The 12648-nt window shown below is 40.8% G+C and carries 12 protein-coding genes and 1 pseudogene; 5 read left to right on the forward strand and 8 right to left on the reverse strand.

The annotated features are described in order from the left end of the window. The first annotated feature begins 21 nt into the window (after positions 1 to 21). Both ABE28_RS11385 and ABE28_RS11390 read left to right on the forward strand, forming a co-directional pair. A complete protein-coding gene (locus ABE28_RS11385; RefSeq protein WP_064465101.1) occupies positions 22 to 2337 on the forward strand; it encodes a universal stress protein in 2316 nt (771 codons plus the stop codon). A 135-nt stretch (positions 2338 to 2472) separates the two neighbouring features. Beyond that, positions 2473 to 4272: a S9 family peptidase gene (locus tag ABE28_RS11390; protein ID WP_064465100.1), complete on the forward strand. Its 1800-nt coding sequence runs from the start codon at positions 2473 to 2475 to the stop codon at positions 4270 to 4272. An 83-nt stretch (positions 4273 to 4355) separates the two neighbouring features. Here ABE28_RS11390 and ABE28_RS11395 read toward each other — a convergent pair whose 3' ends face one another. Then, positions 4356 to 6419, reverse strand: coding sequence for a Na+/H+ antiporter (locus ABE28_RS11395; protein WP_064465099.1), 2064 nt, complete (start codon positions 6417 to 6419; stop codon positions 4356 to 4358). Between the two features lie 290 nt (positions 6420 to 6709). Then, positions 6710 to 7423, reverse strand: coding sequence for a class I SAM-dependent methyltransferase (locus tag ABE28_RS11400; protein ID WP_064465098.1), 714 nt, complete (start codon positions 7421 to 7423; stop codon positions 6710 to 6712). A gap of 140 nt (positions 7424 to 7563) precedes the next feature. On the opposite strand from ABE28_RS11400, the gene ABE28_RS11405 reads away from it, so the two are divergent. Further along, complete coding sequence (locus ABE28_RS11405) at positions 7564 to 7824, forward strand: hypothetical protein (protein ID WP_064465097.1); 261 nt, start codon at positions 7564 to 7566, stop codon at positions 7822 to 7824. Positions 7825 to 7981: 157 nt separating this feature from the next. Beyond that, positions 7982 to 8200: pseudogene (locus tag ABE28_RS11410) on the forward strand (DUF2935 domain-containing protein); the annotation flags it as partial. A gap of 319 nt (positions 8201 to 8519) precedes the next feature. Here the strand turns inward: ABE28_RS11410 and ABE28_RS24515 are convergent. After that, on the reverse strand, positions 8520 to 8684 hold the full coding sequence (locus tag ABE28_RS24515; protein WP_373921342.1) for a DUF4021 domain-containing protein: 165 nt from the start codon (positions 8682 to 8684) through the stop codon (positions 8520 to 8522). Positions 8685 to 8900: 216 nt separating this feature from the next. Here ABE28_RS24515 and ABE28_RS11415 point away from each other — a divergent pair, with 216 nt between their 5' ends. After that, positions 8901 to 9548: a lysozyme family protein gene (locus ABE28_RS11415; RefSeq protein ID WP_064465095.1), complete on the forward strand. Its 648-nt coding sequence runs from the start codon at positions 8901 to 8903 to the stop codon at positions 9546 to 9548. A gap of 66 nt (positions 9549 to 9614) precedes the next feature. On the opposite strand, the gene ABE28_RS11420 is transcribed toward ABE28_RS11415, so the two are convergent. The 5 genes from ABE28_RS11420 to ABE28_RS11440 form a co-directional block, all read right to left on the reverse strand. After that, on the reverse strand, positions 9615 to 10166 hold the full coding sequence (locus ABE28_RS11420) for a ribonuclease FAU-1 family protein (protein ID WP_064465094.1): 552 nt from the start codon (positions 10164 to 10166) through the stop codon (positions 9615 to 9617). A 229-nt stretch (positions 10167 to 10395) separates the two neighbouring features. Continuing rightward, on the reverse strand, positions 10396 to 10698 hold the full coding sequence (locus ABE28_RS11425) for a monooxygenase (RefSeq protein WP_064465093.1): 303 nt from the start codon (positions 10696 to 10698) through the stop codon (positions 10396 to 10398). Positions 10699 to 10842: 144 nt separating this feature from the next. Then, positions 10843 to 11343, reverse strand: coding sequence for a VOC family protein (locus ABE28_RS11430; protein WP_064465092.1), 501 nt, complete (start codon positions 11341 to 11343; stop codon positions 10843 to 10845). Positions 11344 to 11519: 176 nt separating this feature from the next. Further along, the gene (locus tag ABE28_RS11435) at positions 11520 to 11933 is read right to left on the reverse strand and encodes a VOC family protein (protein WP_064465091.1); all 414 of its coding nucleotides are present in this window, start codon (positions 11931 to 11933) and stop codon (positions 11520 to 11522) included. Positions 11934 to 12005: 72 nt separating this feature from the next. Beyond that, positions 12006 to 12473, reverse strand: a complete 468-nt coding sequence (locus ABE28_RS11440) for a DinB family protein (protein WP_064465090.1) — start codon at positions 12471 to 12473, stop codon at positions 12006 to 12008. Positions 12474 to 12648 lie beyond the last annotated feature (175 nt).

The raw sequence follows: 12648 nt of genomic DNA on the forward strand, positions 1-12648 counted from the left end.
GAACTATAAGGTGGTGGCATTATGTCAGAACAATTTCGGAGGAAAACACCGGCTGAAATTCTAGAGTCGATTTCCAATATTAAAAGAGGAAGGATGAAAATTATACTTGGAGCCGTGAGCGGTTCGGGGACGACTTACCATTTGCTTCTTGAAGGAAATGAATTGAGAAAACGAGGGATTGACGTGGTTGTCGGAATGGTCAGCAAGCCATGCAGTCCTAAGACGCTTGAACAATTAGGCAGTCTCGAAATTATTCCTGCTCATGAATGGGAACAAAACGGACACGTAGAGCAGGACCTTGATTTGGAGGGGATTTACAAGCGGAATCCAGAGGTGGTATTAGTAGATCGATTAGCACATGAGAATCATCGGCATGCAAAAAATCCGACCAGGTTGGACGATGTTCATGAATTATTGAAAAATCAAATCAGTGTTATAACGACAATAAATATTTATGAGTTGAAAGGAGTGAAGGAAATTGCGGAACAATTACTGAAACTCCCCTTTCACATACAAGCTACAGTGCCAGAGGATACACTGACAAATGCTGATGAAGTACGCCTTCTGGACGTTACCCCTGAAGCCATATTAACACGTCTGCAAAAAGGGGAAATCGAAAAAAAGGACGAAGGGCTTTTACAGTTATACAATAATGGTAATCTAGCCACTCTTAGGGAATTGTCATTTCGGTATTTAGCTGATGAAGTGGAAGAGAATCTGACTGAACAAAGGGAACAAGAAGGTTTATTGGGTCCGTCAGGTGCTTCGGAGCGAATCTTGGTCTGTGTGCAATATCATTTGAATGGCTCAATCTTAATAAGACGAGGAGATCAAATTGCCAAGCGTTTGGGCGGTGAGTTCATAATAGCCACCTTTATCTCAAAAACAAGAAAACTCTCAAAAGAAGAACAAATTTTTAAAGGGTCCATGCAAAAACTGATCACTAAACTAAAGGGAACGTTTTTTGAGATAGTAATGAAAGAAGACGAAATAGCAGATGAAATAGTCGGATTTTCCATGCAGCATCAAATAACCCGAATTATCCTTGGTCAATCAAAAAAGTCAGCGTGGGAGGAGATGTTCAACGGTTCGATCATCAATAAAATATTGAAAAAATCGAAAAACATGGATGTATTTATTGTAGCAGATAGGGTTCAACCGTTTGGTGAGAGAATCATCCCTGCTATCAAGACGGAAAAAGATAGGGTAAATCCATATCACAGACTCACACCTTATGAATTGCACGAAAAAGTCGAAGGGGTGAAAAGGGGGAATTTTAAGATTTATATCGGCGCTGCTCCTGGTGTTGGAAAAACCTATACGATGCTTAGGGAGGCAAATCATTTAAAAGAAAATGGACTCGATATAGTGATTGGTTTGCTGGAGACGCATGGGCGAAAAGCAACAGCCTCCCAGGTGGGAAATTTAGAAATCGTGCCTAAAAAGCCCATTCCATATAAAAACGTATTATTGGAGGAAATGGATCTTGAGGCCATTCTAATACGAAATCCTGAAGTGGTCCTGATAGATGAATTGGCTCATACGAACGTACAGGGTATTAAAAATCGAAAAAGATATCAAGATGTAATGACCATTTTGGACTCCGGAATTTCAGTGATTTCCACAATGAATATTCAACATATAGAAAGCTTGAATGATAGTGTTAAACAAATTACAGGTGTTTCCGTTAGGGAAACAGTACCTGACAGCACTCTCCGACTAGCGGATGAACTTGAGTTGATCGATATCTCCCCAAAGGCGCTAAGGCAAAGGATGGTAGAGGGGGAGATATACACCATGGACAAAGTGGAGCAGTCCCTTGGTCATTTCTTCAAGACACAAAACCTTATAGCTTTGAGAGAGCTTGCCCTCCGTGAATTGGCAGATGAAGTGGATGACAGATTAGAGTCCTTGAAACGGAAGGAAGGGGTTAGAGGACCTTGGAGGGAGGATGAAGTGATTTTTGTCAGTGTCAAGCTAAGAGCAGATTCAGACCGTCTAATTAGAAGGGGGTTTCGCATAGCTTATCGTCTTAAAGCTAAGTGGTATGTTATTTTCGTAAAACATCAAAAAGAACTGCGGACTGATGAAGAGAGGCTACTTGATAAACTCGTAAGCCTAACACAACGATTGGGCGGCCATTTTATAATGGATATAACCAGGAATAAACGGTCAGTGGTTATTAATATCAAGAAACAACTACATGACAAAAAAGCTACCCAAATCATTATAGGGCATTCAGCAAGAAACAGATGGCAAGAAATGAAGGGAGGGTCAATTGTTGTTCATCTTTTAAGGGAAGCTAGACACCTGGATGTTTTGATTGTAGCAGATTAGATTTCCTATCATTGAAAATTCTCAAGAAAGAATCATTCGCAGTTCAAGAGATTGCATCTGGATAAAATAGGCAAAGTGTAGTAAAGTTAATTACAGATTTTTCATTATATTATAAATTCAAGGAGTTGTTATTAGATGATCACTTTTCCAAAACCTGATATTGAGCAGTTTTTACGAACATTTTCCATTGGCGATTTTATCGTCAGACCGGATGAAAAACAGCTGGTTCTCAGTACGAATCTGAGCGGCAAGTATAATTTATGGGGAATGGATTTGCCAAACGCATTCCCCTATCCGCTTACATCCATAGATCAAAGCTGCCAAGAGCTGTTATTTGATAAGCAAGGTCGGTTCATCATTGCCGGTTTTGATCATGACGGGGATGAAAACACGCAGTTTTATGGAATTCCATTGAGGGGCGGAGCGATGAAAGAGATTGTCCATCATGAAAACACGCGAAATTTCATGCCGATATTATCGAATGACAGCCAAAGGCTTTATTACACATCGTCTAGAGGAAACCCTTCCTTTCTGAATTCCTATTGTTTAGACATGGAGTCAGGACAGGAAACAAAAATTCTCGAGGGTGTAGATGCGGCAACCTATGTCATTGGTTTCAGCCCTGATGAAAAAACCTATCTTTATCACAAGCACTATGCAAATACATATTCCCTTCTCTATGCAAAGAATGGTAGCAAGGATATTTTGCTTACACCTCCATCTGAGAAACAACATACAGTCACCCATGGTGTTTTTGTCTCGAATTCTCTTGTATACTTATTAACGGATTATGACTCGGATTTTACTTATTTGGCCTCTTTCAATCTAGAAACTAAACAATTTACGAAAATAAAGGAATTGGAAGGTGAAAGCTTTACCGTCCTTAAATATAATGAGGAATTACAGCTATTATTTGTTGCGAGCGAGAAAGGTGTAGTCGATCATTTATATGAGCATGATCTGCAAAATGGGAATTGGAGGAATATTCCCACACCGTGCAGTGTCATAAAAAAACTTGAGGTGACTAACTCAGGTGCTCTCTACTTGTCTGGCATGAGCGCAACCAAGCCTCATAATATTTATAGAAAATCGGGGAATGAGTGGGAACCATTAACTACATATACGGTTCCTGGTGTAGAAGCGACTGATATGGTTGAGCCGGATATCATAACCTACCCTTCTTATGATGGCTTGGAGATCGAATCGTTATTTTTTCGGGCAAACAAGGAAAATGATAACGGTGAAGTCATTTTCTGGCCCCACGGCGGTCCTCAAGCGGCAGAACGTAAATTTTTCAGAGCATCCTTTCAGTTTTTCCTGAACAACGGATATAGTATTTTTGCACCGAACTTTCGCGGATCGACTGGATATGGTTTGGAATTCATGAAAATGGTGGAAGGAGACTGGGGGCATGGGCCACGACTGGATAATGTAGCCGGGTTGGATTGGCTGATTGATCAAGGGTATGCCCAAAAGGGAAACATATTTCTTATGGGCGGAAGCTTTGGCGGATATATGGCCCTGCTGTTACATGGCCGTCATGCCGAATACTTTAAGGCAGTAGTCGATATTTTTGGTCCATCCAACCTATTTTCGTTCATCGATTCCGTGCCTGAAGATTGGAAGCCAGTAATGGATCAGTGGGTAGGGAATCCGGAAAAAGATCGCGAGAAATTAATCGAGTATTCACCTAGTACTTACTTGGATTCCATGAATAAGCCAATGCTTGTCATACAGGGGGCAAATGATCCGCGTGTCGTCAAAGCGGAGTCAGATCAAATCGTCCAAGCCTTGAAAGAAAAAGGAAGAGCTGTTGAGTATATGCTTCTGGAAGATGAAGGGCATGGATTCTCAAAAAAAGAAAATGAAATGGCTGTCTATCGAAAAATACTAGCTTTCTTAAAAGAATTCACAGGAGTGACGGAAAACGTATAAGCAATGTTTAATTAAATGAGAAAAACCCTGCCTTTCATCATCAACATGATGCGGCAGGGTTTTTCTCATTTCTCATCTGTCAATCAATTTTGTATCATGAGCATTTCATCATAAATCAGGTTTTGTCTAAGGTCAGTTGCCGTTTTGGAGGATATTCGATCTTCTTCCACCATTTGCTGAATGATATCTCGTTCAATTTGCATTGCTTTCAACTGAAAATGACTCACGATTTCTTGCAGGCGGTTTGCCTCTCGTTCATTTAAGGTCGGGAATGGATTCAAGTACCGGTTATATCTTTGGATGACAAGCATCACTTCATGGCGATTTTCCGGTTCGGTTTGTTGTTTGATCAATGAAATGGCTTCCTTGGATGCTTCTTTTTGCGCTATACGGAATTCCTGGATCAGATCAGCGTTTTTATCCAAGGAATTCTCTAACTTTGCTTCCCATTTTTTATCCCATTTGACATTAAGCTTTTTCTTGAAAAGAATGGCCTGAATTGAAATCCATACTCTTTGCAGAAATGATTTTTGCACGTAGTTCAACGTTCTAGAAATATAGACCTTGTATAGCTCGAAGGCTGTTTCCGATATGGTTCCTTTATCGACTAATCCAGAAACGACTTCCAATTCCGTATTCGCTCCTAATTTGACTAAATCCTGTATCAACTTATGATCCGGTCTGTTCGTAATGCCTCGCTCCAAATCTATCAGTTGTTCATTCAAGTCATCCATCACTTGGTAAACGGCTTTCTGATTATCACTATTGGACTCTTTACTCAGCTGATGAATCGTTTTATTCAAAATGATTTTATGAGCTTCGTCAGGAGTTAGGCGTTCGTCTTCAGATTCATCCGGTGCTTTTACAAGTATCGGCAAAAGGACCGTGGCTAATAGGACGCTTAATAAAATTACGCACGCTGCGATAAATAATACTGTATTACGCATCGGAAATAAGGAGTCATCCGGCATGAAGTAAGGGATGGATAAAGCGGTCGCCAATGTGATGGTTCCATGAATGCCGCATACAGATGTCAAGATTGCATACCGAGTTCTAGTCACATTATCTTTGCTTGGTTTGTTGTCTTCCTGATGAATCCGCGACATGATGAATTGTTCTAATGGATTGACCCTATTCTTGGTGAACGTATCATGTAGGAAGTATACCCAAATAAAACGGATCACCAATAATAAAAGCACGATCAATACACTTATTCCGAAGAGGGAGCCCCTATTCAGGTTGGATTCAATTTCCTGATAGACGCTAGGCAGCATGAATCCTAATAAAGTAAACACAAGCCCATTCAATAGATATCCAAAAACTGACCAAATATTCGTTGATACAATTTGTAATTTGGTTGTCGTATTTTGAAGGCGGTCGCGCTCGATGCCATGAATGACACCTGCGGAAACTACTGCTAAGATACCGGAAACATGGACTTCTTCAGCAGCCATGTAAATGGCAAATGGAGTAATGACCTCCATCACGATGGACATCGGGATTTCCTCAAGTCCTTGAACCCGTAAAAACAAACGCAATTTAATGATTAAATAGCCTAAAAGAAGACCAACGACGATACCGCCTATCGCAACAAAAATAAAATTGAGCGAAGCATCTTTTATGGAAAAAACACCTGTCAACGCAGCAGCCAATGCCACTTTAAAAGCAACGATTCCCGCGGCATCATTGAAAAGGGATTCTCCTTCAAGGATCGGCAACATATTGCCCGGCAGCTTTAACCCCTTTGTAATCGATTGGACTGCCACTGCATCCGTAGGGGTAATGGTGGCCGCTAAAGCAAAAGCGATGGCCATCGGCATATCCGGTATCAGCCAGTGAATGAAAAACCCTCCAGCAAACACAGTCACAAACACAAGCCCAAAAGCCAGTAACAGGATAGGCTTACGGAGTTCAAGCATCTCTTTACGTGACGTATTTTTCCCTTCTGTAAAGAGAAGGGGGGCTATGACACAAATCATGAATAACTCCGAGTGGAAATCAAGCGATAAGTGTAACGGCAATAAGGAAAGTGCTGCACCGAAGGATATTTGGTATATCGGTAATGGGATGCGGGGCCATTTGGCATTCATTATTGTAGCGAGTATGGTCGTACCTAATAAACCGAGCATAGTTATCAAAAATGACATGAAATCCTCCTATCTAAATGTTAGTCAGGCTCAACTGATCCATTTATGAAAGGACAAAAAAACAAGGGTTCTTAAAGTGATGATCAATCCTTTAAAAATGAACCCCTACTTCATAAGTGTTGAATTATTTTTCAGCATCGACCTTTGTGTAAATAGACATATGCTATTAACATACCCGCGCACGTCTTCGTTAATCCTATCGGTAAAAATTTACGGATGACCATGCTGAGAGTATTAGGAAACCTACACGGATGTTTCCCTCAAGAAGTGATACAGGACAGCGTAATCGCTTATGCTTTGTTTGCTCTGTATACTCTATAACCAAGGTGATTTCCATACGTTAGAATGAGACGATAATGCTCCTGCATTATCCGGTCAACCGACTGGGGCAAAGGAACCAGTCGGCTATCGGAAAGAGGAGATTGCATAAGCTCCTCTAAAACTGTATTGGACTTCAGGATTTTAAGATTGGAAAAAGCATGTTGTTTCAAGGATGATAACCACTCGGCTTCCGTCAAGATATCAGTTAAATGATAAAAGGTGATCAGCTCTTTTTTTTGTTGAACGTCAAGACTTGCTTCAGCTGTCATATCAATGGTCAACAAAGTGCCGCCCGGTTTTAAGACCCTATGATACTCACGAAGTGATTTTTGTATATCCGTAAAGGCAGTGGTGGATTCTGCTATGATAAAATCAAAATGATCATTGTCAAAAGGCATCGCTTCGACGGAATTCGTGAACAGGTTAACTTTTACGTTTGATTTTTGGAATCGCATCTTTGCCTGTTTGATCATTTCTGGGTGTATATCAAGTGCAGAAACCTGACAATGAAACGTTTTTGCCAAATAATAAGAGGTCTGCCCCGTACCGCATCCAGCGTCCAGGATCAAGGAGGAACGATCTATTTTTTCTTGACTTAATAATTGCTTAGTGAGATCAAATCCTCCTGGATGCGCACCTTCCATTCCTATAAAGGCTAAAGCGTCTTGGTATGAATGATTCATGACAGATTCTCCTTTGTTGTTCTGTTTGGGTCATTTTATGCTTTAGAGCCAAAGAATGATAAGCGTTGGGTCTTTAATCCATACAGGCTAGTCCCCGGGTGCATAAGATGTAGAATCGATAACGAAGGGGAGTGTTGAAAATGGGATACCATAATTATTATCATAAATGCAGGCAAGGTGTAGGAAGACCAGTTGAAATCCGTACAAGCAGAGGGGCGGTTCATCGGGGAATCATCCATCAAGTCACACCAAATCGGGTTTACATCCGACCATTTGGCGGCGGGGGGGATTTGGGCGGCTTCGGATATGGAGGGTTTAATGCAGGATATGGATGGGGCGCAGCAAATGGATTTGCCTTTGGTGCAATCACATCTTTAGTCTTTCTTGCATTTCTGTGGTAATTGAATGATTCGATCATTAAAAAACCTGAAAAACCACTCAGGTTTTTTTATTTTGTTTTCATGTGGATGCCCTCTCGATTTCCATGTGATAAGGAGTATATATCGTCAGGAAGGATTCCGATACGTATAACATATCAGGGGAGGGTAAATGAACGAGAAGTTGGAAACAGCCGCAGCATTGGAAATGAAATTATTTCAGCTTTTCCTTAGTGAAATGGAGGAGCTCGAGCTCAGTGCGCAGGCGCTTGGAACGTTTTCTCCATTAATGGCCGATCATATGTGGCGTGAAGAATGCTATCATTTAATGAAACGTGTGGAAGCTACAAACGCTGAGATGCCTGATTGCAAACCTGCCAAGCCTAGGATGGTGGATTAAGCTATATATGCATAAACAAAGGAAGGGGCATTAGCGTGTTTTTTCATATACCTCCATGGATCAGACATACAGCATACTGGCGTGCTGAACGATCATAGTGCTTGGTGTGAGGCGGGAATTGGGGACCGTTATACTTTACACTAAATGCCTCTATCGAAATCATCGCAAAAAGAAATAGAGAAGGCTCATATTCGCGTGTCTTAGACTCCCTAACCAAGTTGTTGGCAATCAATACATCCAGGCATGCTCGTACAACCTTCTTATCCTATCCACATCAGCATAAAAAAAACGCCATAGAAGGCGCTTAACAAAGGCAGTCTCACTTTTCTTTATCGTGAAGTTTATCTTCATATTCGGTTTCAAGCATCCCATACAGACCATTCATCTCTTGTTCATCTGGGTCAGCCCCAAAATCATTCGTGATTTTTTTCTTTTTATCATCCATCTTTTCTTGTTGATACTGTTTCTTATCCAAACATATCACCTCCAATTACTAGTATTTCTACCTGGCAAAATAAATATACCTTCATGATTAAAAGGAGTGGGCTTCCAGTGAATGCGCGCAGCTTTCAATAGTATACCTTTCCATCAGTTAGCCTGCATTTCAATTTGCATCATTAAAAATGCTATTCTAAATAGTTATTACGCTAACTTTTTGTTAAACTATAAATATATAACCTAGAGATTACGGAGAGAGAATGTGAAGAAAAAACGTAAGAAATCAAAGAAGATAATTGTAATACTGGGCTTGGTTTTTGCATTTTTGGTCATGAAGCAGGTCATACAAAACCCATTTGACGGAAATGTTTCCACGTCGATACCTCCCCTGGATTCTTTCGCCAATGTGAAGAAGTATAGCCCCATCATCCATGCCGAGTTGGAAAAATACGGGCTTGAAGAACATACCTCGACATTGATTGCCTTAATGCAGCAGGAAAGTCGTGGGCGTGGTGGTGATCCCATGCAGGCATCTGAATCTGCAGGGCTTGACCCCAATACGATCGATGACCCAAACGAGAGCATAAAGTATGGCGTGAAGCATTTCAGAAAAATCAATGAATATGGCAATGAAAAGAACGTGGATTTCGCGACGATAATTCAAGCCTATAACATGGGCATTGGTTATATTGATTACATAGCGAAAAAAGGGGGCAAGCATACGGAAGAGCTGGCCAAACAATTTTCGATGATCCAAGTGGAGAAGGACCCTTCGCTCTATGATTGCGGCGGGGACAAGGATAATTTCCGCTATCCATATTGCTACGGTGATTATACATACAGTGAAAAAGTGACCAAGAACATTGAAGAGCTGGCAGACAGCATTTCAGCTCAAGCGGAAAGTGAGTAAGGACATCCCCATAATGGATTCAACTGTTTACAATCGACCTGCCTGCCAAGTTTTTGGCAGGTTTTTTTATCCCTCACGTATCATGGAAAGGAGGTCTTCTTGTTTATATAAATGGCCTGATTGTAAAATGGTTTGAGCAAGCAGCTCATCCATTGAATCCAATAAGTCGTTCAAAGCTTGTTGGACTGACCCATTTTCGAACACACTCAATGGGACGGGGAGCTCGTCCTCATCCAAGATAAAGCGGCCGCCATCAGGAAGAACCAATATATCAATGATCAGGTCTTCAAAAGTAACCATCTTGTCCTGAATGGTAGTATTTTTTACAATATTGAAATATGCACCTAAATATTGTCCTTGCTTGTTTCTCCATATGTATAAATTATAGGGGCGATGCCGCCAATAATAAGCAATTGTATAGCATCCTTTCGAGATCGTTAATTCGGTTTCCGGAGTATTCATTGTGAAAGCTTCGCCGACTTCGTGAAAAAGTACGACTTCATCTTCAGTGGCCGCTAACAAGAAGCAATGATGATCCACGGTTAAAGAGTCGTAGCGGATTTTTCTTTCTATCATTTCATCACGGTATTGAATGTCAGATGCAATCTTATGGCCCATCGTTCATCTTTCTCCTTATCATGCGATTTTGATTATGTATTTCAGTATACCCCTGAACATGTTTCGTTTCTAATCGGAGGGTATTCAGGAAAAGGAAGGAGGCAATATCAATGGGGTAGAGCATCGTCGTTATTAGAAGAAAAAAAGGAGACAGGATGTAAATTGTTATATCTCCTTTATAAGGGCATTTAAGGGGAACATCGTTCATTCTGTTTTTTAAAATCAATGATTATACGGGACCTTTATTGAGCTCAGTAAGCTTTGAATTAATGGCAAGGATTTTTGCATTGACGTTTGTAATTCCAAAGTCAGCTAATCTATTAGTGTGCATAACAAGATATGTTTCAGCCGTTTCTTTCGTTTCAAAAGTGTAGATTCCACCTGCTTCATTTGTTTCGGGACTTTCTGTCCAAATTTTCCATATGAAGCCTTCTTCTTCATTGATGCTTCTCGCTATATCGGAAAACGCCTCAGCCATTTCTTCTCCGAATGGTCCATTCATTTTAAAATCCACTTGTAATACGTATGCCATGGTCATACTCCTTCGGTTATTTTTATGGTTGTTAAAAGGATTCCGCTAAAATTTCCTTGGAGAAAAGAAGCTTCTCTTACAAGCAAGTTAAATACTGCTCCAATATAGTCCGGAAGCTCACTTGTGAACTTATCTAAATAAATCCTACTCGTTATACGCCAGTTTTAATGTATTTATATCAATTTTCTTCATTTGATACAGTGCTGTCATTACTCTTGCCGATCTATCGGGATCGGTGTCGTTTATCATATCCGTAATATTTTCAGGAATTATCTGCCATGAAACTCCAAATTGATCCTTTAGCCAGCCACAAGCTTGCGCTTTTTCATCTCCCCCTTGGGAAAGTTTTTCCCAATAATAATCGACATCTTCTTGAGATTCGCAATGGATGATAAAGGATATCGCCTCTGTGAATTTGAAATGCGGCCCGCCATTCAATGCGACGAATGTCTGCCCCTCCAGCTCGAATTCAATGGTCATTACTGTTTCCTCTGACATTCCATGGATTTCCCGACCCGCTTTTCCATAGTATGTGGTCCTGCCAATCTTCGAATTTTCGAAGATGGACGTGTAAAATCTAGCCGCCTCCTCAGCCTGTGTATCAAACCATAGATTTGTTGTGATTTTTAGAAGTTTGTTTTTCATTATTTTCTCCCATTCGTTTTCATGTTTTTGTGTACTTGCACTCTACATTTTCAGCAAAAAATGGGGTTTTGGAGATCATCCGTATAGAGAACAAAGCGGAAAGAGGACATGAGGATGCTTCCACAATAGGAATAGCCCCATATCCAAAGGGAAATGCCCCTAACAACATGCAGTTATCAGCTGCCCGTGTTGAATTGCCAGTTGATTCCGAACTTGTCCGTCACTTGACCGTATAATTTACTCCAAAATGTTTCCTGAAGCTCCATACCCACCGTTCCGCCTTCTTTTAAGCTATGAAAGATTGTTTGGATTTCTTCCAAATTACCCGAAACGAATGCGAGGCTGATGTTGTTGCCTTCTATAAATGGCATGCCAGGAAAAACATCGGAAAACATTATGTTGCTGCCGCCGATATTCAATCTTGCATGCATGACGAGATCTTTCGCTTCTTCTGGAAGTTTGTATTCAGGGTTGGGCGGAGTTTCCCCAAAGGTCATGAAATCCGTTGCTTCCGTTCCAAAAACCTCGGAATAGTACTTTACCGCTTCACGACAATTTCCATTAAAATTAAGATAAGCATCAACCGACATTTGTCTCACTCCTTTATTATACGTGCCATTGAATGGTGCCATTGCCAAGATATGATTGGCCGTTACATCTTTTTAGTCTCTGACGAAAAATTCTGGCGGTTCGATCCCTAGTGTCCTAAGATAGATGTATCCTTGCCCTCTGTGATGGATTTCGTTTTCCAAGCCGTATTGGAGCCTTGAAAAGTGGCTTTGCAATGGTCCAAAGAAAGGATCCTTTTCGATAACCTCTAGCGTTTCCTCCGTAACTTCCTGCCACAGCTTCCGCGTATCTTCTCTTATGGCTACACAGGCTGATATGAGATCCTCTTTAGTTGAAATTGCTGCAAATGAATCTTGAAAATCCCATACATGAAGAGCTATTCCACGGATATAGGCACTCTCGATGTTCATGATTTCTTTAATCATCTCTGCAAACGGACGAAGCTTGTCAGCCGGTGCATAGTGAAATAGCTCCTCTTCAGGAAAGGCTTCCACCACCCGCATCGTCAATCGTCTGTTTCCTTCCAATATCTCCAACAAGCCGTCTTTCTTAAGAACCATCCGCCCACACTCCCTTGTAAATGTAAATCAGTCTGTATAGATGTTCTGTGAAAAATCGGAAATACCTGCAAGATTTCCTTTATAATAAAAACAAATTTTCGTTACAGTTTTGGTCCATAAATGCCCCTGCTGCAATTTCCTGAAAACTTGAAGTGAATGGACCTGGAATTTGGTA

This window comes from Peribacillus muralis (assembly GCF_001645685.2).
Classification (GTDB): Bacteria; Bacillota; Bacilli; order Bacillales; family DSM-1321; genus Peribacillus; species Peribacillus muralis_A.

Bases quoted from the DNA above. Each gene is read 5' to 3' on its own strand.
- ABE28_RS11420 (WP_064465094.1), bottom strand. From the start codon at position 10,166: ATGGGCCATAAGATTGCATCTGACATTCAATACCGTGATGAAATGATA.
- ABE28_RS11385 (WP_064465101.1), top strand. From the start codon at position 22: ATGTCAGAACAATTTCGGAGGAAAACACCGGCTGAAATTCTAGAGTCG.
- ABE28_RS11405 (WP_064465097.1), top strand. From the start codon at position 7,564: ATGGGATACCATAATTATTATCATAAATGCAGGCAAGGTGTAGGAAGA.
- ABE28_RS11430 (WP_064465092.1), bottom strand. From the start codon at position 11,343: ATGAAAAACAAACTTCTAAAAATCACAACAAATCTATGGTTTGATACA.
- ABE28_RS11400 (WP_064465098.1), bottom strand. From the start codon at position 7,423: ATGAATCATTCATACCAAGACGCTTTAGCCTTTATAGGAATGGAAGGT.
- ABE28_RS11395 (WP_064465099.1), bottom strand. From the start codon at position 6,419: ATGTCATTTTTGATAACTATGCTCGGTTTATTAGGTACGACCATACTC.
- ABE28_RS11425 (WP_064465093.1), bottom strand. From the start codon at position 10,698: ATGGCATACGTATTACAAGTGGATTTTAAAATGAATGGACCATTCGGA.
- ABE28_RS11440 (WP_064465090.1), bottom strand. From the start codon at position 12,473: ATGGTTCTTAAGAAAGACGGCTTGTTGGAGATATTGGAAGGAAACAGA.
- ABE28_RS11390 (WP_064465100.1), top strand. From the start codon at position 2,473: ATGATCACTTTTCCAAAACCTGATATTGAGCAGTTTTTACGAACATTT.
- ABE28_RS11435 (WP_064465091.1), bottom strand. From the start codon at position 11,933: ATGTCGGTTGATGCTTATCTTAATTTTAATGGAAATTGTCGTGAAGCG.